16 protein-coding genes are annotated in these 21080 nt (G+C 48.1%); 9 read left to right on the top strand and 7 right to left on the bottom strand.

What is annotated here, in order from left to right:
- Positions 1–66 precede the first annotated feature (66 nt).
- The 3 genes from H7F15_RS03665 to H7F15_RS03655 all read right to left on the bottom strand — a co-directional run bounded on the left by H7F15_RS03665 (position 67) and on the right by H7F15_RS03655 (position 5506).
- On the bottom strand, positions 67–822 hold the full coding sequence (locus tag H7F15_RS03665) for a lipopolysaccharide assembly protein LapB (RefSeq protein WP_185195606.1): 756 nt from the start codon (positions 820–822) through the stop codon (positions 67–69).
- Positions 823–900: 78 nt separating this feature from the next.
- The gene (locus H7F15_RS03660) at positions 901–3651 is read right to left on the bottom strand and encodes a DNA gyrase/topoisomerase IV subunit A (protein ID WP_185195605.1); all 2751 of its coding nucleotides are present in this window, start codon (positions 3649–3651) and stop codon (positions 901–903) included.
- Positions 3644–5506, bottom strand: coding sequence for a DNA topoisomerase IV subunit B (locus tag H7F15_RS03655; RefSeq protein WP_185195604.1), 1863 nt, complete (start codon positions 5504–5506; stop codon positions 3644–3646). The genes H7F15_RS03660 and H7F15_RS03655 overlap by 8 nt, the downstream gene beginning before the upstream one ends.
- A gap of 335 nt (positions 5507–5841) precedes the next feature.
- Here H7F15_RS03655 and H7F15_RS03650 point away from each other — a divergent pair, with 335 nt between their 5' ends.
- Positions 5842–7008: an AI-2E family transporter gene (locus H7F15_RS03650; protein ID WP_185195603.1), complete on the top strand. Its 1167-nt coding sequence runs from the start codon at positions 5842–5844 to the stop codon at positions 7006–7008.
- Between the two features lie 47 nt (positions 7009–7055).
- Positions 7056–8564 carry an exonuclease domain-containing protein gene (locus H7F15_RS03645; protein WP_255481067.1) on the top strand — a complete coding sequence of 503 codons (1509 nt, stop codon included), beginning with the start codon at positions 7056–7058 and terminating at the stop codon, positions 8562–8564.
- A gap of 116 nt (positions 8565–8680) precedes the next feature.
- Here H7F15_RS03645 and otsB read toward each other — a convergent pair whose 3' ends face one another.
- A complete protein-coding gene (otsB, locus tag H7F15_RS03640) occupies positions 8681–9505 on the bottom strand; it encodes a trehalose-phosphatase (RefSeq protein WP_185195602.1) in 825 nt (274 codons plus the stop codon).
- Between the two features lie 51 nt (positions 9506–9556).
- Positions 9557–9742, bottom strand: a complete 186-nt coding sequence (locus H7F15_RS03635) for a hypothetical protein (RefSeq protein ID WP_185195601.1) — start codon at positions 9740–9742, stop codon at positions 9557–9559.
- 189 nt (positions 9743–9931) lie between these two features.
- Here H7F15_RS03635 and pgi point away from each other — a divergent pair, with 189 nt between their 5' ends.
- The 3 genes from pgi to H7F15_RS03620 all read left to right on the top strand — a co-directional run bounded on the left by pgi (position 9932) and on the right by H7F15_RS03620 (position 12790).
- Positions 9932–11578 (top strand): glucose-6-phosphate isomerase, encoded by a 1647-nt coding sequence (pgi, locus tag H7F15_RS03630; protein ID WP_185195600.1) that lies wholly within the window; start codon positions 9932–9934, stop codon positions 11576–11578.
- Positions 11579–11785: 207 nt separating this feature from the next.
- A complete protein-coding gene (locus H7F15_RS03625; protein WP_185195599.1) occupies positions 11786–12235 on the top strand; it encodes a hypothetical protein in 450 nt (149 codons plus the stop codon).
- 90 nt (positions 12236–12325) lie between these two features.
- Positions 12326–12790 carry a hypothetical protein gene (locus H7F15_RS03620; protein ID WP_185195598.1) on the top strand — a complete coding sequence of 155 codons (465 nt, stop codon included), beginning with the start codon at positions 12326–12328 and terminating at the stop codon, positions 12788–12790.
- 27 nt (positions 12791–12817) lie between these two features.
- Here the strand turns inward: H7F15_RS03620 and H7F15_RS03615 are convergent, their stop codons facing one another.
- Both H7F15_RS03615 and H7F15_RS03610 read right to left on the bottom strand, forming a co-directional pair.
- Complete coding sequence (locus tag H7F15_RS03615; RefSeq protein ID WP_185195597.1) at positions 12818–13855, bottom strand: LLM class flavin-dependent oxidoreductase; 1038 nt, start codon at positions 13853–13855, stop codon at positions 12818–12820.
- Positions 13856–14146: 291 nt separating this feature from the next.
- Positions 14147–15232 carry a DNA topoisomerase IB gene (locus H7F15_RS03610; RefSeq protein WP_185195596.1) on the bottom strand — a complete coding sequence of 362 codons (1086 nt, stop codon included), beginning with the start codon at positions 15230–15232 and terminating at the stop codon, positions 14147–14149.
- 126 nt (positions 15233–15358) lie between these two features.
- Here H7F15_RS03610 and H7F15_RS03605 point away from each other — a divergent pair, with 126 nt between their 5' ends.
- The 4 genes from H7F15_RS03605 (at position 15359) to H7F15_RS03590 (ending at position 20891) form a co-directional block, all read left to right on the top strand.
- On the top strand, positions 15359–15763 hold the full coding sequence (locus H7F15_RS03605; protein ID WP_185195595.1) for a hypothetical protein: 405 nt from the start codon (positions 15359–15361) through the stop codon (positions 15761–15763).
- Positions 15764–15845: 82 nt separating this feature from the next.
- Positions 15846–18695, top strand: a complete 2850-nt coding sequence (locus tag H7F15_RS03600; protein ID WP_185195594.1) for a pitrilysin family protein — start codon at positions 15846–15848, stop codon at positions 18693–18695.
- Between the two features lie 183 nt (positions 18696–18878).
- Positions 18879–19700 carry a M48 family metalloprotease gene (locus H7F15_RS03595; RefSeq protein WP_185195593.1) on the top strand — a complete coding sequence of 274 codons (822 nt, stop codon included), beginning with the start codon at positions 18879–18881 and terminating at the stop codon, positions 19698–19700.
- Positions 19701–19748: 48 nt separating this feature from the next.
- Positions 19749–20891, top strand: a complete 1143-nt coding sequence (locus H7F15_RS03590) for an App1 family protein (protein ID WP_185195592.1) — start codon at positions 19749–19751, stop codon at positions 20889–20891.
- Positions 20892–21080: the final 189 nt, after the last annotated feature.

The following is a 21080-nucleotide window of genomic DNA, read 5'->3' as shown; positions in this document are numbered from 1 at the left end:
ACCGGATTGTACCAAAGAAAAAGCCTGCAGTTTGAGGTGCAGGCTTTATACTTCGGATCGTGTTTTCTACTTCTTGTATTGTTGCAGCATTAGCTTACACCTGCGTGCCAGTTCCAGCTCCTCGCGGGTGGTTACCTGCAAGGCCATCGCCTGTTCCAATGTTTCGGAGCAAGCTTCCGTTTTCTTCATTTCCTTATAGATCGTAGCCAGGTCGTAATAATATTGTATGTTGCCTGGGTTATACTTTATCGCTTTCTGCAGGGCAGCGGCAGCTTCATCGTTGGTCGCTTCATCGCATACGCCGCCAAAAAACAGCTTTGCAGCTGCCTGTTCAGCAAAATTTAAATTAGCCATTTTAAAGTACCAGCGCCCCAGCAGATACCAGGAATCCGCATGCTTGCTGTTTTTTGCGAGCGCCACATCCAGAAAAGGCTTCATCTGGTTAATCCCGGCCAGACGTTGCTTAGGTCCGGAAACCATGGCCATTGCCCCTACCGTGAGTGCCATCACATAGTTTGCTTCCGTATCATCCGGTTTCAGCAGATAGGCCTTGGTAGCATATTCCTTTGCCCGGGTATAGAAAGCAACCTTTGTTCCTTCGTCTGTTATGCGCTCGCCAATGCGGCAGTTCAGAATGCTGGCTTTGCAAAGTGCTGTATAGTTCTCAGGAGACACCTGCAGCACTTCCTCATACATGGCAAGGGCTTCGGTATCGCGGTAACTTAACATCAGGGCTTCTGCCTTTTTAAGCAGCTGTTCTGTGCCCGCTCCGGCATAGGCCACCAAAGGCGCACCTGCCAGACCGAGCACAAGTAAAAGCATATATACCTGAAGTTTTCGCTTCATATAAAGATCAAATGAACAACATGAAACAAGAAACCGGCAGAGATTGTACTTAAATTAGAACAGATTTAGCTGCTTCTTTTCTTTAATGGCTTTCTTTGCACTATTTTCTTGTATAGATTCTTCTACGTCTTCTGCAGCATCAGGTTGAGTACCACTGGCAAGGGCTGCCTGTTCGGCCAGCTCTTTCAGCTCTGACGGCAAAGTAACCGGCTCGCGTTTAGCAGCTTTTTTTGCCTTTGGTTTTTCTTCCTCATACTCCACCACTTCCTGCTTTGGCACTGTTACATCAAATATCTTGAAGTAATTCAGTTTATTGCCCATGGCCTTCCAGCCTTTCACATCAATGAACTCGCTCAGCAAAATCTTTTCAGATTCTTTCTCGCCACGCAAGCTGCGCTTGAACTTGATGTCAGCTAAAGGCTCGGAATGCGTTGAAACAGCTTCGAGTCTGGAGTTCTTGCTTTCAGAAATGAAGGTGAATTTCTTACCTACCGTAGAAGTTTCGATCCTGAAACGCTTCACATAATAGGTTTTATTGTCTCCTTCATAATAAATAGCTGAAACAACCAGTTCCGGATCAAACTTCTGCAGCACTTTTATCTTCTCAACTGTGTAGTGGTTTGCCAGGTCAAACGTGGTCTGCTCATAGGTACCATCTTCGTAGATCACCAGGATCGTATCTTCGGTATTGAAGGACCCTAAATAACGGCCACGGCCTTCGGTGTTCAGTCTCCCGATCACTTCATCGTAGAAGATCTCACGTCCGCCTAAGGTAGACTCTCCCAGGCTCTTTTGCACCACTTTCTTGATCGGATACTTGGTGACAATGTTACCGTTAGAACCTTTGCCTTTGATCATCAGCTCTGCAAAGTCGTAGTCGAACTGCTTGTTGCGGGCCGTAGATTGCGGTGCCAATGTAATGCTTACAACCTCCGATTCTGAGTTAGGGTTGGCGGTCAGGTAATGTACTTTGGAGCCTTTGTTGCCTTTGGTCAGGTCGTACTCCTTGTCTCTGGTGATGGACTTCACAGCAAAGCGTTTCGCGAACGATACGCCGGTCTTTCCATCCACATAGATCATGTTGTACACCATGTGCTCGTCGTTTTTGTTATAGACGCCGGCCATGATGATATCCTTACCTACAAAAGTTTTGTCAGCTACTTTGGTAACAGTGAACTTGCCATCTTTACGGAACACGATGATATCGTCCATATCAGAGCAGTCGCACACAAACTCGTCTTTGCGCAGGCTGGTTCCGATAAAGCCATCTTTAGCATTCATGTATAGTTTCTGGTTGGCAATCGCTACTTTCTGTGCCGTGATCACATCAAAAGTCTTCACCTGCGTTTTGCGGTCTTTGCCCTGGCCGTACTTCTTCAGCAGGCCTTCAAAATAAGCAATCGCATAGCGGATCAGGTTCGCCAGGTTATCATCCACCTCAGCCATCTCCTCTTCCAGCTTGTTGATGTATTCGTCAGCTTTGAAAGAGTCGTACTTCGAGATACGCTTGATCTTGATCTCGGTCAGGCGTACGATATCCTCTTCCGTTACCTCACGGCGCAGCAGTTTCTTGAACGGATCAAGCCCTTTATCTATAGCTTCTAATACAGCCTCCCAGGTTTCGCACTCTTCAATGTCGCGGTAAATGCGGTTCTCGATAAAGATCTTCTCCAGTGAGGAGTAATGCCACTTGTCTTCCAGCTCACCTTTACGTATTTCGAGCTCACGCTTCAGCAGGTCTACGGTTTTGAACGTAGAAATGCGCAGCAACTCGTCCACCGTCATAAAGTTCGGCTTATCGTCGATGATCACGCAGGTGTTCGGAGAAATAGACACTTCGCAATCGGTGAAGGCATACAAGGCATCCATGGTCAGGTCAGGAGAAACGCCCGGCGGCAACTGAACCTGTATCTCTACATCAGCAGCCGTATTGTCGATCACCTTCTTGATCTTGATCTTGTTGTTCTCGCTGGCTTTAACTATAGATTCCATCAGGCCGGTAGTGGTAATACCATAAGGAACATCACGGATGATGAGCATGGTCTTGTCTACCTTTTCTATAGTTGCACGCACACGAATCTTACCACCACGGGCACCACCGTTATAGTTGGTCACATCCACCATACCACCGTTCGGGAAGTCAGGCAGAAGTGTCGTGCTACGCCCTTTCAGCACATCAATAGAACCTTTGATCAGTTCCTTAAAGTTGTGCGGCATAATCTTGGTAGACAAACCTACAGCAATACCTTCCACGCCCTGCGCCAGCAACAGCGGGAATTTTACCGGCAAGGTTACCGGCTCGTTCTTACGGCCATCGTAGCTCAGCTGCCACTGCGTTGTCTGCGGGTTAAACACCACATCCAGCGCAAACTTTGAAAGACGTGCTTCAATATAACGTGGCGCAGCCGCACTGTCACCGGTACGCACATCGCCCCAGTTACCTTGTGTTTCGATCAACAGGTCTTTCTGGCCCAGGTTTACCATCGCATCGCCGATAGAAGCATCGCCGTGCGGGTGGTACTGCATGGTTTGTCCGATGACGTTGGCTACTTTGTTAAAGCGACCATCGTCCATCTCTTTCATGGCGTGCAGAATGCGGCGCTGAACAGGCTTCAGACCGTCCTCAATGGCAGGCACCGCACGCTCCAGAATTACATAAGAAGCATAGTCCAGGAACCAGTTCTCGTACAGACCGGCAACAGGAGTTACGTTATGAATAACTTCTTCATCGCCATCTGTAAACGCTACTTCCAGCTCTTCTTCCTCCTGTTGGTGCAGCTCTTCGTTTATATCGTCGTTATGCATATACTTCTTCTACTATGTCTTTTTCAATCTTCAGATTATCGATAATAAAGTTCTGGCGCTCCGGCGTGTTCTTACCCATGTAGTAGCTCAGTATCTTCTGTATCGTGGTATCCTTCTGCAGGATCACCGGTTTTAATTTGATGTTATCGCCGATAAACTTACCAAATTCCTCCGGCGAGATCTCTCCCAACCCTTTAAAACGGGTGATCTCCGGGCGCTTGCCCAGTTTCTGTATCGCTTCCTGCTTTTCGGTTTCGTTATAGCAGTAGATCGTTTCTTTCTTGTTGCGCACACGGAAAAGCGGTGTTTCCAGAATGTACACGTGTCCGTTTCGCACCAGGTCCGGGAAAAACTGAAGGAAGAACGTTAACAGCAGCAGGCGGATGTGCATGCCATCCACGTCGGCATCGGTTGCGATCACCACGCGGTTGTAGCGCAAGCCTTCCAGGCCTTCTTCAATGTTAAGGGCGTGCTGCAGCAGGTTAAATTCCTCGTTCTCATACACTACTTTCTTTTTCAGGCCATAGCAGTTCAACGGCTTACCACGCAAACTGAATACCGCTTCGGTGTCCACGTTACGCGACTTGGTGATAGAACCGCTGGCCGAATCACCCTCTGTTATAAAGAGAGTAGATAGCAGTGAATTCTCGTGTTTGTCCTCGTTAAAGTGCAGGCGGCAATCGCGGAGTTTACGGTTGTGCAGGTTGGCTTTTTTTGCGCGCTGGTTCGCCAGTTTCTTTACGCCGGCCATGTCCTTACGCTCGCGTTCGCTCTGCTCAATTCGCTTCTTCAGCGCTTCGGCTGTCGTTGGGTTCTTGTGCAGGTAATTATCGAGGTGTTCCTTAATGAAGTCGTTGATATAAGCACGAACCGCTGGTCCGTCCGGTCCCATATCTATGGAGCCCAGTTTGGTTTTGGTCTGCGATTCAAATACCGGCTCCTGCACGCGCAATGAGATAGCGCCAACTATAGATCCGCGGATATCAGCTGCATCGTAGTCTTTTTTATAGTGTTCGCGCACGGTCTTAACGATAGCCTCACGGAAAGCGGCCAGGTGCGTACCACCCATCGTGGTGTACTGACCGTTCACGAAACTATAGTATTCTTCACCGTAGTCGTTGCCGTGGGTTAAGGCCAGTTCAATGTCATTCCCTTTCAGGTGGATGATCGGGTAGCGCATGGCTTCTTCATCGGCTTTGTTACGCAGCAGGTCCAGCAGACCATTTTCTGAGTAAAACTTTTTACCGTTGAAGTTTATAGTTAGCCCGGCATTCAGGTACACGTAGTTCCAGATCTGGTTCTCGAGGTACTCCGGGTTAAACTTATAGTTCTTGAATATGGTATCGTCCGGGGTGAACGTAGTAAGCGTACCGTTTCGCTGCGAAGTAGCTTCCAGCGGAAGATCGTTCGTTAAAACGCCACGCTCAAACTCCGCCGCTTTCATCTGCCCGTCACGCACCGACTGGATGCGGAAATGGCTTGAAAGCGCGTTCACTGCTTTGGTACCTACCCCGTTAAGACCAACTGACTTCTGAAAGGCTTTGCTGTCGTATTTACCACCGGTGTTGATCTTGCTCACGCAATCGATCACCTTGCCAAGCGGAATACCACGGCCATAGTCGCGCACCTGTACTTTGTGGTCAGAGATCTTGATGTCAATGGTCTTACCGAAACCCATCACGTGTTCGTCGATGGAGTTATCGATCACTTCCTTCACTAAAATGTAAATGCCGTCGTCAGCAGCTGCACCGTCGCCAAGCTTACCAATGTACATACCAGGGCGCAGCCTGATGTGCTCGCGGGGCTCCAGGGAGCGGATACTGTCTTCGTTGTAATTATGCTCTAACTCTGCCATTCTGTAAGCGTAAGTGTAGTTGTTTAGGTAAATTCAATCGGAAATATAGAAAAATAAAAGAGACAAGACGCAATAATAGTTCCGGTGTCCTGCCGGTTTGCAAATTAATAAAATTATTTGCTAAATTAATTAGCTTTCATATTTTATCAACTATAGCTACTGCTTATCCTATAGGATATACAACTATAGATTTCAGCTTCCGGTTCATTAAATACAGCATTTTTTACAGGAAAATATTTGCTAATTTATTTAGCATAAAAATATTCAATATTTTGTATATTAGGCGCTTATAAGATTACATTATTTACTAAACTGCCCCAACGCGAGCCCTGCTGATGGAAATAAAATTACCTGCCTACTTTAAGTACACAGTCATCCTACTGGGTATCATCCTGCTGATCTGGTTGTTGCAGCTGTTTAAATCGGTGCTGGTGCCGCTCGCATTTGCCATGTTATTTGCTATGCTGCTGCTGCCCCTGGTGCACGACCTAGAAAAGAAAACCAGGATGCCACGCCCATTAGCTATTCTGCTGAGCATTGTGCTTATAGTTATCATACTTGCGCTGGTAGTGTGGTTTCTGTCAGTGCAGTTGCTCAACCTCACCTCCGAGCTCGAGACAATAGGCAACAACATCGGCGACCTGATAGATAAGGTACAGCTCTTTTTATACAACAAGTTCGGGATCGCTCCATCCAATCGGAGCGAGCTGGTGCGCAATGCCATCGGCAGTTTTCAGGATATTGCCACTACTTTTTTAGGCAACACTATTTCCATGACAACGGGTGCCATTTCGATGCTGGTAGTGGTGCCCATCTTTGTATTCTGCCTCCTGTATTACCGCGATCACCTGCAGCAGTTCATGTTTCAGTTTGTGGCCAAAGACCGCAGGAGCAGCATCATCCAGACCGTGACCAACATACAGCAGGTGGTGCAAAGCTATATTTCAGGACTGATGATCGTGATCGTGATCGTGGCGCTGCTTAACTCGGCCGGATTGCTTTTACTCGGAGTAAAGTACGCGATCTTCTTCGGTATCTTTGCTTCCATCCTTACCATCATACCCTACATTGGTATTCTGATCGGGGCAACACTTCCGGCCCTTTTTACCCTGGCTACCACCGGGCACCTGATAGATGCCGTGTTTGTAGTGCTGGTGTTTATGTTTGTGCAGTTCTTAGAGGGTAATTTTATTACGCCTTATGTGGTAGGCTCTAAAGTAAGCCTTAACCCCTTTGCAGCTATAGTTGCCCTGCTTGTCGGGGGCGAGATTTGGGGGGCTGCCGGCATGATCCTGTCAATCCCGATCATTGCCATGCTGAAGGTGATGTTTGATGTGTATGAGCCCCTGAAACCGATCGGGTTCCTGCTGGCAGATATTGATGATGTGGCGCCCAAACGGCATAAAAAAGTAACCAACTGGCTCCAGGAAATATGGAACGGCATAGGCCGTGGGAAGCGGGATAAGGGTGAGGACACACCGCCTGAACAGGATCAGCAGTAGGCCCTTGTGCTAAATAGATTTGCAGCAACTATAGTTAAGCTTCCAATTTGAAACGGATTACTAAAAATATTGGTTTAGGATTAGAGCCCTCGGCAACCGCCACAGCGGCCTTGGATGTAGACCTAAATCAGAGTCATTTGTACGCAATCATCGATATTGAGACAACAGGCGGGCAGCCTGCTCAGGATAAGATAACAGAGATCGCAATTTTTATACATGACGGGGAGAAGATCGTGGACAAGTATAACACGCTCATCAACCCGCAGCGCCCTATCCCCTATTTTATAACGCAGCTCACCGGCATTTCGGATGACATGGTGCAGGACGCGCCTAAGTTCTATGAAGTGGCCAAGGAGATTGTGGAGTTTACGGAAGGTAAGATATTCGTGGCCCATAACGTGCGCTTCGATTACTCTTTCATTAAAAAAGAATTTGCTGACCTGGGCTATACTTTCCAGCGGAAAACACTTTGCACCGTGCGCCTGAGCCGTTCGCTTATTCCGGGACTGCCTTCCTATAGTTTGGGAAAGCTCTGCAAAAGCATTGATATTCCTTTGCAGCAACGCCACCGTGCCATCGGCGATGCCGAAGCTACAGCGCACCTGTTCGATAAGCTCATCAAGATAAACCGCCCTGTGGTGGACGGCAACATGCAGATGGCAGCCGAGCATACCTCGCAGGTACTGAAGCAGGAGATAAAAACTTCACTGCTACCACCTAACATCAGCAAGGAACAGGTGGATGCGCTGCCAATGGTGCCCGGAGTGTATTACTTCCATAACGAGCAGGGCGAAGTGATCTATGTCGGCAAAAGCATCAATATCAAAAAGCGCATCATCCAGCACTTCAACATCGACTATAAGAGCCGCAAATCGCTGGACTTTAAGAACAGCATCTCGGACATAACTTATGAGCTGATGGGCAATGAACTGGTGGCTTTGCTGTTTGAGAGTGCCGAGATAAAACGGATGAAGCCGCACTTTAACCGGCAACAGCGCCGCAGCGTTTTTAACACCGGAATTTTTGTGTACGAAGACGAGAAAGGCTACAAACGCCTGACTTATGGCAGCATCAACAAAGCCGATAATGTGAGCATGACACCCCTGATCGCGCTGTCGAACCATTACAAGGCAAAGGGTTTCCTGTTTCATAAAGTAGCCAAGTACAACCTGTGCCAGAAACTATGCGACCTGTACAAAACCCCGGGCGCCTGTTTTGATTACCAGGTACACCAGTGCAACGGCGCCTGTATCGGCAAGGAATCGCCGGAAACTTATAACATGCGTGTGGCAGCTGCTCTGGATTCGTTTACCTATGAGCACAACAGCTTTGTTATAGTTGGCAAAGGCCGCGAGCCCGGCGAGAAATCTATAGTTGTCGTAGAGCATGGCACCTACCTTGGCTTCGGTTTTGTTGACGAAACTTTCTCGGCGAGCACTCTGGAAGATTTTAAAAGTGCCATCACCCGCTACAACGATAACAAAGACATCCAGCAAATCATTAGGGGCCACATGCGCGGCAAACACAAAGACAAGGTGATAGTTTTTGATAGTTAGAATTACAATTAGAGACGTTAAACTATAGTGTAGTTACTTTTGATATCACCAAACGGAAACCGCCTGTTGCAACTATAAGCAACAGGCGGTTTTGTGTATGAAGGAATTTCAACTTTCTAACTTCCCAACTTTCCAAACTTCTCCAACAGTTTCTGCACTTCGGCAACATCATTTAATTGGTAGGTGGCGGCTGTTTTTTCGTCGTGCTGGCCTACCAATATGCCAATGCCCTTGCCCTGAAGTGCCGCAAAGGCATCTTCGTCTGTAATGTCGTCGCCGATGTAAATGGGGATGTATTCCGGGTTGTCCAGACCTAACTCATGTAGTAGCCATAGTACCGCTTTGCCTTTGTGCCAGTCCAGGTTTGGCTTCAGTTCGATCACCTTTTTACCCAGGCCTTTTTTAAGTTGCGGATGCCGATGCAGTATGGTTTCAGTGACTTGCTTTACTTGGTCCTCCTGCGTACCGGGTACATTGCGGTAATGCACGGCAATGGCATAGCGCTTTCGTTCTATCAGCACGCCGGCTATAGTTTGTAGTTCCTGTTTCAACTCTTGTTCGGCTGTGTCCAGGGCTGGTAGCGCTTCTTTCGCTCCGCCAGGTTCGGTTTGCAGGTTGTTGGGGCCGGTAATATCAAACCCATGCGAGCCGGCAAAGTACAGCTCTTCCAGGTTAACCAGTTGCTGCACATTGGCCCGGTCGCGCCCGCTAACTATAGCTACCGGGCAAACACGGGCAAGCCGCTGCAAGGTGGCTTTCATCTCATCACTCAATACAGCCTCCTCGGGTCGGGGCATAATGGGTGTCAGGCAGCCGTCGTAATCCAGAAAAATTGCGGGCTTTTTACCTTGCAGCAATTGCGCTTCCCGGCCCAGGGCCGAAGGCAGTGTTTCAGGATCGTATAGTTGTGTAGTTGAAACTCCGGAGGATGATGTGGTCATGGAAAATATGCGTTTACCGACCCTTGCTACGGCTATACCCTGCTGTCAGTTTTATGGAATGCCTTCGGTGCGCTCATGGGGCGGAATATCGGCTCCCTGCTCCGGCCTTGTATTGCGGTGCGCACTGCCTACGCCATAGGCACTTGGCTGTGGTGGCAGTCGTTTTCCATCGTCTTCGCGCAGTACCTGTTTTTTGGTTGGTTTATCCGAAGGATTGTTTTTCTGGTTCTCTTTCATGATAAAAATATTAAATTGTGCGAAAGTAAGCCAGGCCATCTGACATAACTTTCTCTGTCATACGGCTTTTGAGCGGTACGGATAACTTTCTGCTGCCGGATCGCTACATCGAGGCCTGCTTAAAACCGAAACTTATACTATAAAAACAGAGTAATTGAGCGCGAATTGCTTAACTATATTCCGGCTCCTATGCTAAAGAATTACGCTCCTACTTCCACCCAGGCCTGGCCGAAACTACAGGCTCATTTCCAGCAATTGCAACCGCAGCACCTGCGCGACCTGTTCGCCGAAGACCCGCAGCGCGCAAAAGAACTTTGCTATAAGTTTGAGGACCTGCTCTTCGACCTGTCGAAGAACCGGGTGAAGGCTGAAACGCTGGACCTGCTGGTAGCACTGGCCGAAGAAATGGATGTACCGGGTGCCATAAAAAGCATGTTTGCCGGCGACAAAATTAACGCTACTGAAAACCGCGCGGTACTGCATACGGCGCTGCGCAACTTTACCGACAAGGAGCTTTTGCTGGACGGTGAAAATGTGCTGGACGAAGTACACGATGTGCTCCGACAGATGCAGCAGTTCAGCGACGGCATACACAGCGGCAAACTGACCGGCTATACCGGCAAGGCTTTCCGACATGTCGTAAATATTGGGATTGGTGGCTCGCACCTGGGCCCGCAGATGGTTTGCGAAGCCCTAAAAAGTTACCAGCAACCCACCCTGGAAGTACATTTTATCTCGAACATAGATGGCACCGATGCCGCAGAAGTTTTAAAGAAACTGGACCCGGAAACCACACTGTTTATAGTTGCCTCTAAGACCTTTACAACCAAAGAAACGATCACCAATGCCCATACGGCGCGAAACTGGTTTTTAAAGCACGCCGGCGACGAACAGCATATAAGCAAGCACTTTGTAGCGCTCTCTACCAACACCGCCGAAGTAGAAAAATTCGGTATTACGCCTGAAAACATGTTCCGCTTCTGGGACTGGGTAGGTGGCCGTTTCTCGTTGTGGTCGGCTATTGGCTTATCTATAGCCTGTGCGGTTGGGTATAAGAATTTCAAGCAGTTATTACGAGGTGCCGAGGCCATGGACAAGCATTTCCGGGACACCCCGCTGCGCCGGAACATACCTGTTCTGATGGCTCTGCTGAGCATCTGGTATACAAACTTTTTCGGTTGCCAGACGCACGCCATTCTGCCTTACGACCAGTACCTGCGCCTGCTGCCGGAATTTCTGCAACAATTGATGATGGAAAGCAACGGTAAAAGCACCGACCGTAACGGCCAGCCGGTTACGTACCAGACGCAGCCTGTTATTTGGGGAGCCGCCGGCACCAACAGCCAGCACTCGTTTTTCCAGCTCATTCACCAGGGCACCATCCTGATACCTTGTGATTTTATAGCAGCGGCTGTAAGCCATAACCCGATTGGCGAGCACCAGGCACTGCTTCTATCTAACTTTTTTGCCCAAACCGAAGCTTTGATGCAGGGCAAAAATGCAGATGAAGTACGTACCGAACTACAGCAAAAGCACCTGTCTGAAATCGAGCTGGAAGCATTGCTGCCACATAAACTATTTGCTGGTAACAAACCCACCACATCCATTATGATGCGCGAGCTGACGCCTTACAACCTGGGTGCACTGCTGGCCATGTACGAGCATAAAACCTTTGTGCAGGGCGTTATCTGGAACATCTATAGTTTCGATCAATGGGGCGTGGAACTGGGCAAGCAATTAGCTACAACTATAGAAAAAGAACTGTTGCAAAATACCCCGGGCAGCCACGACAGTTCCACCGAAATGCTGATGGATTATTATAAGCGTAACCGATAAGTAACTATAAAACTATAGTTAAAGCAGCTGCCCAAATGGTAGCTGCTTTTTTTATATGGCAGAACTATAGGATCTTATTATATTGTACCAATAAAACATTGAAAACAACCTTAAAGACTCCACAAATAGCGCAGTTAACAGGAGTAGGCACTCCTGTTATACTATAGTTAGCGGCAAGTGCTATAATAAATTGAATGATTGAGTAAAATGAAATTAATAATAGGCTTTGTCGTAGTCATACTTTTATGGATGATTTATTTTGCTACTCAATTGAGTGCTACCTATGCCCCCTTAAAGTCTTATCGATTTTCTATGACAACGGAAGAGCTTCAAGAAAGACTATTTCAGGTAGTCGATACAAACCCAAACATGACTTTGAATCTTAGTGATAGCACGGGTACAGATAAGGAGAATCGTCACTATCATGCTGATATATTAATTAAAGGTGAGACTGAAGAATATGAGTTTTCAATATCGTATTACACAAAAGATGGTTTATGGAAGAACAATGACAAATCTGTTGTGTCTCTTGTTGGTGCGTTCGATAGGGTAAATAGGACAGGTGGTTATAAAATTGACAATACTGATATTGAAAAACTAATTACTGTGTTCGAGAACCAAGTAATAAATAAAATAGATAAGAACTCCTCCCGCTAACAAAGCGCATGGGTAAAGCTTCGACTACGCCTTGCTCACCTCATGTACAAGATAGTTATTCAAAATTCCCACTTTTAAATCAAAACTTGTTTGAAAAAGCTTTTCCTAATCCCGTTTCTACTGATATGTGGCTATAGTTCAGTGGGACAAACTATAAGCGAGTTAGATAGCCTGGGTGTAATGGACGCGGTTAAAAGTGTATTTCAGAATTTTGAAAAACCAAACTATAGTTCGTTTCAGAAGATCGCAGCAGACGATATCTGGTGCCTGATATGCAACAGTGGAAAGCCCCCTGTTGCGGCTTCGCAGTACATCGATAGCAGAACGTTTTATGAAAAGCTCCTTAAAACTATAGCTGTAAGTGCTGACTGGCAAAGAGCAATCACATCAAAGGAAATCAATCTTCACAGAGAAAACCAGGCAGAGATCACTGCATTCATCACGACCTGGAAAGCAGAAGAATACGCACCCAGGCATGAAGGCAGCCAGTTAGGCATCCGGTTCAGGAAAGTAAATGGAGTTTACCTGTTTTCAGGAATAGAGACTGTGCCATAGCTTACACCATTCCGGCAGTTGCCAAGCTTACTTCTTCTCTCCAATCGCTTTTCGTACGGCCGGCGCAACTATAGTTCCGAACAATTCTATAGCGCGCAGCATCTTGTCGTGGGGCAGGGTGCCTACACTGAACTGCAGCAAAAACCGGGTATTGCCAAACAACTCGTACTCGTACAATATCTTGTCAATTACCTGCTGCGGACTGCCAACCAGCAACGATCCTTCGGCTGCGCGCATGGCTTCGTAGTGGTCTCTGCTCATCGGCGACCAGCCCCGCTCCCGCCCCAGTTTACTCATTACCTGCGCATAGGGTCCGTAAAATTCATCAGCTGCTTTCTGCGAATCTTCTGCAATGTAGCCATGGGAGTTTATGCCAAGCTGCATCGGAGCCGCATGGCCTGTGGATTTATAGGTTTGCTTGTAGAGGTTAGTAAAAGGCACAAAACGGTCGGGCATGCCTCCTATAATGGCCAGCATCATAGGCAATCCCTTGCTTGATGCTCGCACCACCGATTCCGGCGTACCCCCAACTGCCACCCAGATCGGTATGTCTGATTGGTACGGCCTTGGGTACACGCCACGGTTATCTATAGCCGGGCGGTGCTTGCCATTCCACGTTATCTTTTCAGCTTTATTGAGTTCAATCAGTAGGTCCAGTTTTTCGGAGAACAGCGTGTCGTAATCTTTCAGGTCGTTGCCAAACAGCGGGAAAGATTCAATAAATGAACCGCGGCCTGCCATGATCTCGGCCCTGCCTTCGGATAGCAGATCGACGTGCGCGAAATCCTGGAAAACACGCACCGGGTCGTCGGAACTGAGGACGGTTACTGCACTGCTGAGTTTTATTTTTCTGGTTTTAACAGCCGCTGCTGCCAGCACTACCGCCGGCGATGAAACCAGGTAATCCTGTCGGTGATGCTCCCCGATGCCAAACACATCCAGCCCCAACTGATCGGCAAGCTCAATTTCTTCCATCAGGTTTTTCAGGCGTTGCGCCGGGCTCAGCAGGTTGCCGTTTTCAGGGTTGGGTGTATTCTCAACAAAAGTGGTTATTCCTAATTCCATGTGCAGGTCAGTTAATAGTCAGATAACAGGGCTTTGAAAGGTAACTATAGATTGTATAGCGTAAGCCTCTCTCAAATTCAGTTTGCTATAGTTACAAATATATTCTTCAAACTATAGTTTAACCAGATCAACCCATAAATGTTATTTCGCAACTATAAAGTTAAATTGTTGATGGTTAAATGGTTTAATGGTTGGGTCTGCTATGGATTAAGACGCAAAATCTTGCGTCTCTTCATGTACCTCACAAACTATAACTTCCTCAACTCCCAAACTTTCTAACTTCTTAACTTCTTAACTTTCTAACTTTTTAACTTTACCGGCTTTCTCCAGCATCTTCAGTACCAGTTCTTCGGTACCGTTCAGGTATTCGTTTTTGGATTTGCTGGCGTCATGCGTGCGCAGGTAATTCAGCAGTTTATCTTCCCGGAACATGTTCACTACTTCCGGATGGATGTAGTATTTGCTGCACACGGTCGGGGTGTTTCCCAGGCCCTTTGCCACATCCTTTACCGCCGCTTTTATGGCCTTCTCCTTTTCCAGTTCCGGGTTTTCTTCCAGTACATTTTCCAGGCACTTCACCATGCGCACCGAGCCACCCCAGGTCCTGAAATCTTTGGCCGTAAAAGGCTGGTCAGTGGCTTCGCGCAGGTACTCGTTCACGTCGCCGGATTCCAGCACCTGTCGCTCGCCGTTCTCATCATAATACTGAAACAGATCATATCCCGGAATGTCTTTGCACTTCTTTACCAATTGTGCCAGCCGGCGGTCTTTCAGGTCGATGTCGTGCTCCACTCCTTTCTTACCCCGGAAGGTGAATTTCACCTGGCTGCCATTTATTTTCACGTGTTTGTCGCGCATGGTGGTCAGGCCATACGAGTCGTTAGCTTTGGCATACTGCCGGTTGCCGATCCGTATCAGCGCGTTATCCATAATCGATAAGACCAAAGCCGTTACTTTCCGCCTGTCCAGGTCCTTAGCCTGAATATCTTTTTTGATCTGAGCCCGCAGCTTCGGCAAAGCTTTCCCGAACGAGAGCATGCGGCCGAATTTGGTCACGTTGCGCGACTTGTTCCATTCGGGGTGGTAAATGTATTGCTTACGTCCTTTCGCATCGCGTCCGGTAACCTGCAGGTGGCCTTTGACACTCGGGCAGATCCATATATCCGTCCAGGCTGGCGGAATCACCAATTTCTGAAGTCGTTCCAGGGTCTTCTCATCCGTTACCCGCTCTCCTTTCGCATCCAGGTAAGTAAAGCCTTTGCCACTCTTTTTGCGGGTATAACCGGGCCGGTCGTCTGATGTATATCGTAAGCCTGCAGCCTGTGCTGATCTTTCGGGGTCGCCATGCAGGGCATGTATCTCGTTCTTTTTAGCCATCTATTGTGTATATCCTGCATTTCATACTATAGTTACCGGCAAAAGTTGTAGCGGTATTTTATAGTTTATGCTGTACTTTTGGCAACGCCTGTTAATTTGCAGGCACTAACGTTAACCAATCACATCATGCATAAAAATATCTCCTACCTGTACGCCTTCTTTGGTGCTTTCCTGATCGGGTGTGGCGCCGTGGCCGTGGATATTGCCGGCGAGCAGGCCAATACCGCTCTAATTACCGGCGCCATCGGCGGCTTTATAGCCCTTACGGCCGGGCATTTTTTAAAGCGGGGCAAACGCTGGGCATTTATAGTTGGCGCCGCTGAGGCAGGCCTGCTTACCCTATTGCTGGCCTGGCGTGCCGGTGCCTACTTTATAAAGCTGCTGGAAATGGTACAGACAAGCGGCGATACAGCCACTACCGAAACAGCCGGTATGGCCTTCCTGCTGACAACGGCCATGCTCATTATTTCGCTTCTTACCCTAACGGTATCCGTCATGTTTGCCAAGCAGGTTTTAGTCGATACAAAATAGGTATTGGTCTATTTTAACACAGGACATTAAACTTGTTTTACATATATTAGTCAAAGCAAACAATCACTATAACACTAATCTTATGCTACAAAAAATTGGGTTGAGTATTGTGCTCACAGCCAGCGTGGTAGGCGCTGCCGATGCACAGACGAAACTGGTAGAGAAGGTAACCAAAAAAGGCGATGAGCTGGTTATCCCTTACGAGAAATATAAGCTGGCCAACGGCCTTACCCTCATCGTGCACGAGGATCACTCCGATCCGGTGGTACACGTGGATGTTACCTATCACGTAGGCTCTGCCCGCGAAGAGGTCGGAAAATCCGGTTTCGCGCACTTTTTTGAGCACATGATGTTCCAGGGCTCCGACAACGTAGCCGATGAAGAACACTTCAAGATCGTATCGGATGCAGGTGGTACGCTGAACGGAACAACCAACCGCGACAGAACAAACTATTTCGAAACGCTGCCAAGCAACCAGCTGGAAACAGCTCTTTGGCTGGAAGCCGACCGTATGGGCTTTTTACTGGATGCCGTAACCCAGCAGAAATTTGAGGTACAGCGCGAGACAGTAAAGAACGAGCGTGGCCAGAGCTACGACAACCGTCCGTATGGCCTGGTTTACGAAAAAACATCGCAGAACCTGTACCCTTTTGGTCACCCATACTCCTGGACAACGATTGGTTACATCGAAGACCTGAACCGTGTTAACGTAAACGACCTGAAGAACTTCTTCCTTCGCTGGTATGGTCCTAACAATGCTACTATAACTGTTGGTGGCGATGTTACCCCAGCCGAAGTGATAAAACTTGTTGAGAAATACTTTGGTGCTATTCCTGCCGGCCCTGCTGTAGAGGACATGAAGCCAATGGTAGCGAAGCTGGAAAAAGACCGTTACATTTCTTACGAAGATAACGTGCGCTTCCCGATGCTGCGCATGACATACCCAACCCCGGAAGCCGGCCATAAAGACGAGCCTGCACTGGATGTACTGGCAGAGATACTGGGCCAGGGCAGAAACTCCATCTTCTACAAAAACTTTGTAAAAGAGCAGAAAGCCCTGCAGGCATCCGCCTCTAACTCTACTTCTGAGCTTGCCGGCGAATTTGGCATTACCGTAATGGCATTCCCGAACACCAGCCTGGCGAAAATGGAAGAAATGCTGCGCAACTCTATTGCTGAGTTTGAAACACGCGGCGTAACCGACGAAGACCTGCAGCGCTACAAAGCATCAGCCGAATCGAGCCTGATCAACCGTATGGCCAGCGTGAGCGGTAAAGTTTCGCAACTGGCTGCTTATGAGACCTTCCGTAGCAACCCGAACTACATCCAGGAAGAGCTGCGTCGTATAAATGCAGTTACCAAAGCCGATGTGCAGCGCGTTTACAACCAGTACATCAAAGGTAAAAATGCCGTTATCCTGAGCGTAGTGCCAAAAGGTAAAGCGGACTTAGTAGCCAAGGCTGATAACTATACAATAGATACAAGCAAATCGGTAGCGCAGCCGCAGGACTACAGCAACCTGAAGTATACCAAAGCTGTTGATAGCTTTGACCGCAGCAAGCGCCCGGTTGCAGGCCAGGCAAAAGCCGTTACTGTTCCGTCGTACTACACTACCAAGTTCAAGAACGGTCTTAAAGTGATCGGTACAAAATCTGATGAGATCCCGACAGTAACCTTACAGTTAACGATACAGGGTGGCCACAGACTTTCTGCCGCTAACACAGGCAAAGCCGGTATTGCATCGCTTACTGCCGCGTTACTGAACGAGGATACCGAGAACTATACTTCAGAGCAATTCAGCAGTGAGCTGGATAAACTGGGTAGCTCAATCCGTGTAGGTGGTGGCTCCGAGGATACTTACATCATGGTGACATCGCTGAAGAAGAACCTGGACAAGACACTGGCCCTTTTAGAAGAGCGCATGTTCCGTCCTAAGTTCGCGCAGGACGATTTCGACCGCCTGAAAAAACAGCAGCTGGAAGGCATCGCAAACCAGTCGACGCAGCCAACCGCTATTGCCAACAACGTATACAGCAAACTGCTTTTCGGCGACGGCCATATCGAATCCATTCCAACATCCGGTACTACCGCTTCTGTAAGCAGCATTACCCTGGACGATGTGAAGCAGTTCTACAAAGCCAACTACTCTCCTTCTGTTTCGGAGCTGGTTATAGTTGGTGATATTGCTGAGAAAGAGATCATGGGCAAGCTGGACTTCCTGAAGAAGTGGGAAAAGAAAAACGTAACCATCCCTGCTGATACCAAGGCCCCGGCAATTGCTAAAACAAAGATCTATTTTGTAGATAAGCCGGATGCAGCACAGTCAGAGATCAGAATCGGGTATGTAGCCATGCCATACGACGCAACAGGCAACTATTACAAAACATCGCTGATGAACTTTGCATTGGGTGGTGCTTTCAACAGCCGTATCAACCTGAATCTGCGCGAAGATAAAGGTTATACTTACGGTGCCCGTTCAGGCTTTGGTGGCAGCAAGTATGCAGGTCCGTTCACGGCTTCTGCCGGTGTTCGCGCCGATGCGACTGCCGCTTCGGTTATAGAATTCATGAAAGAGATCAACGACTTCAGAACCAAAGGGATCACCGAAGCGGAACTACAGTTCATGAAAAACTCAATCGGCCAGTCTGACGCCCGCAAGTACGAAACACCAGGCCAGAAGGCCGGCTTCCTGGGTCGTATCCTGCGCTTTGATCTGAAAAAGGATTATGTAGCCAAGCAGACACAGATTCTTAACACTATTACCAAGCAGGAAATTGATGCGCTGGCAGCCAAATACCTGCCATCAGACAAGATGCACATTGTGGTAGTAGGCGATAAGAAAACTGTAATGCCAGAGTTGCAGAAACTAAGCTACGAAGTTATAGAGCTGGATACCGACGGTAACCCCGTAGGAACCTCCTCTGTAAAGTAAGCTCATACTACACACTGGAAAGCCCCTGATAACCTCAGGGGCTTTTTTTGTATCCAATTTTACCACCTGCTAAACTATAGCCTGCAACCTGCCCTGCCATAACATGCGTAAAGGGGCTACACGTGCGTTAAATAAGGCACAAACTTTGCAGTGCGATTGCACTATATACCAAACCTATAATACATGAAACTTAAAAAATCTTTACTGACACTTGGGCTGGCAGTAGCCAGTGCTTTTACCCTTACCAGTTGCGGCGACGACGGCGTACTGCTTTTTTCGATAGAAGATGACGTAGCTTTGGGTGCTCAGGTGGCCCACCAGGTAGACTCGACGTACCGTGCACAGGGAAAACTGATGGAGCGTAATTCTACTAACCAGCAGGCCTATGCTTCGCTTGACAAGATCGTGAACCGCGTGCTGAACTCCGGCGAAGTACAGTACCGCCAGCAGTTTGCCTGGGATGTGAAACTGATAAAAGATGATGAACAACTGAATGCCTTTGCTACGCCAGGCGGTCATATTTATGTGTTTACAGGCCTGATAAAATACCTGAGCGACGAAGACCATTTTGCCGGCGTAATAGCCCACGAAATTGCGCACGCCGACCAGCGCCACAGCGTAAAGCAACTACAGCGCCAGTATGGCATAAACCTGCTGTTATCTATCGCCCTGGGTAATAACCCGAGTGCCCTGAAACAGATTGCGGGGCAACTGTCCGGTACACTGGCTGGTTTAAAATTCAGCCGCGATGCCGAGACCGAAGCAGATAACTACTCCGTAGAATACCTGGCTGGTACCGATTATTATGCCTGCGACGGCGCTGCCGGTTTCTTTATTAAAATGAACGAAGAAGCAGCCCAGGGCACGCCGCCTGAGTTCCTGAGTACGCACCCCAACCCGGAGAACCGCGTAGAGAACATAGAGCAGAAGGCGCAGCAGGTAGGCTGCAGTGTTGCCACGGCACCAGACAACGACTTTACCGCGCTTAAAAATGCCTTAAAATAATAAAACTGAGCCTGCAGCCATCTGCAGGCTTTTTTATAGATACATGCTATGAAAAACCTGAAACAAACCGGCGCTAAAGCCATCCTGAAAGCAGAAGAAAAGCTGGACATGCTCACCTTTAAGCTGAAACGGAAGCTGGGCATGATGCAGCCCTTACAGATCGTGCCATACCGTAGTTATGGTACCCCCAACCGCCTTTATGTAAAAGGCCGCGTGTTAAAAGACAAGGGAATCAGGCACTCTGAAGAAAACGATACGCTCTGGGAGAACATCATGAACATGTATCGTCGGTTCGAGACAGATGAAGTACCGAATGCCCGCGTACAGCTTTGCTTGAATAACCAGACCCATGAAATAACCACAGATACGGAAGGCTATTTTGTCCTGAACCTGGAACCTAAAATTCCGCTGGTGCTCGACGACATCTGGCACGAAATAGAGCTGAAACTTATAGATGCGCCTGTTGAGCTTACTGAGGAAGTGGCAGCAACTGCGCATGTGCTGGTGCCACCGCCAGACGCTGAATATGGCATTATATCAGATATCGACGATACCATTATGCGCACCGGCGCTACCAGCCTGCTGGAGTCCGGCCGGAACATACTCCTGAACAATGCCCACACGCGCATTCCGTTTCATGGGGTTTCGCAGTTTTACAAATCCTTGCAGCTGGGGCGAAATGGAAAGCGCAACAACCCGTTCTTTTACGTTAGCAGCAGCCCCTGGAACAACTATGACCTGCTCTACCATTTCCTGGAGCTGAACGAGATACCACAAGGCCCGCTCCTGCTCCGCGATTTTGGCATTGACGAAACCAAGCTGGGGCACTCCGATCACATGAGCCATAAGTACAAGGAGATCGAGAACATCCTCATCACCTACCCGCACCTCGACTTTGTACTGATCGGAGACAGCGGACAACAGGATGCTGCTATCTACAGCGAAGTGGTGAAGAAACACCCGGGACGTATCATGGCTATCTACATCCGCGATGTGAACATCGAAAAACACACGCGCAAAGTAGTTGGCATTGCTGACGAACTGAAAAAAGGTGGAGGCGAGGTGGAAATGCTGCTTGTAAAAGAGACTGCTGAAGCCGCCAAACATGCCGCCGGCAAAGGCTTTATTTTTGTGGAAGAAGTAGAAGAAGTGCAGAAAGAAGTGGAAATTGACGAAGCAGGTGATAAGTAAGAAGAACCTATACTACCTATAGTTGGAAGCCGGTTAAGAATAGAACAACTATCGCTGACCGGCTTTTGCTGTAGTTTACATTCCTGTTCAAACTGTATTTTGCCAATCCTTTCTCAAGAAGTTTTCGGTTACACTACGGGCAACTATAGATTCGTGGTTAACTGTTACCTTTGTAAGAGCGCACTGGTA

Origin of the sequence: Pontibacter sp. Tf4, from assembly GCF_014212495.1 — a bacterium.
Lineage (GTDB): Bacteria > Bacteroidota > Bacteroidia > Cytophagales > Hymenobacteraceae > Pontibacter.
The sequence above is the reverse complement of the archived record's forward strand: the minus strand, read 5'-3'. Positions and strand labels throughout refer to the sequence as shown.

Bases quoted from the DNA above. Each gene is read 5' to 3' on its own strand.
- H7F15_RS03615 (WP_185195597.1), bottom strand. From the start codon at position 13,855: ATGGAATTAGGAATAACCACTTTTGTTGAGAATACACCCAACCCTGAA.
- H7F15_RS03655 (WP_185195604.1), bottom strand. From the start codon at position 5,506: ATGGCAGAGTTAGAGCATAATTACAACGAAGACAGTATCCGCTCCCTG.
- H7F15_RS03595 (WP_185195593.1), top strand. From the start codon at position 18,879: ATGAAACTTAAAAAATCTTTACTGACACTTGGGCTGGCAGTAGCCAGT.
- H7F15_RS03610 (WP_185195596.1), bottom strand. From the start codon at position 15,232: ATGGCTAAAAAGAACGAGATACATGCCCTGCATGGCGACCCCGAAAGA.
- H7F15_RS03660 (WP_185195605.1), bottom strand. From the start codon at position 3,651: ATGCATAACGACGATATAAACGAAGAGCTGCACCAACAGGAGGAAGAA.
- H7F15_RS03650 (WP_185195603.1), top strand. From the start codon at position 5,842: ATGGAAATAAAATTACCTGCCTACTTTAAGTACACAGTCATCCTACTG.
- H7F15_RS03605 (WP_185195595.1), top strand. From the start codon at position 15,359: ATGCATAAAAATATCTCCTACCTGTACGCCTTCTTTGGTGCTTTCCTG.
- pgi (WP_185195600.1), top strand. From the start codon at position 9,932: ATGCTAAAGAATTACGCTCCTACTTCCACCCAGGCCTGGCCGAAACTA.
- H7F15_RS03590 (WP_185195592.1), top strand. From the start codon at position 19,749: ATGAAAAACCTGAAACAAACCGGCGCTAAAGCCATCCTGAAAGCAGAA.
- H7F15_RS03600 (WP_185195594.1), top strand. From the start codon at position 15,846: ATGCTACAAAAAATTGGGTTGAGTATTGTGCTCACAGCCAGCGTGGTA.
- H7F15_RS03625 (WP_185195599.1), top strand. From the start codon at position 11,786: ATGAAATTAATAATAGGCTTTGTCGTAGTCATACTTTTATGGATGATT.
- H7F15_RS03665 (WP_185195606.1), bottom strand. From the start codon at position 822: ATGCTTTTACTTGTGCTCGGTCTGGCAGGTGCGCCTTTGGTGGCCTAT.
- otsB (WP_185195602.1), bottom strand. From the start codon at position 9,505: ATGACCACATCATCCTCCGGAGTTTCAACTACACAACTATACGATCCT.
- H7F15_RS03635 (WP_185195601.1), bottom strand. From the start codon at position 9,742: ATGAAAGAGAACCAGAAAAACAATCCTTCGGATAAACCAACCAAAAAA.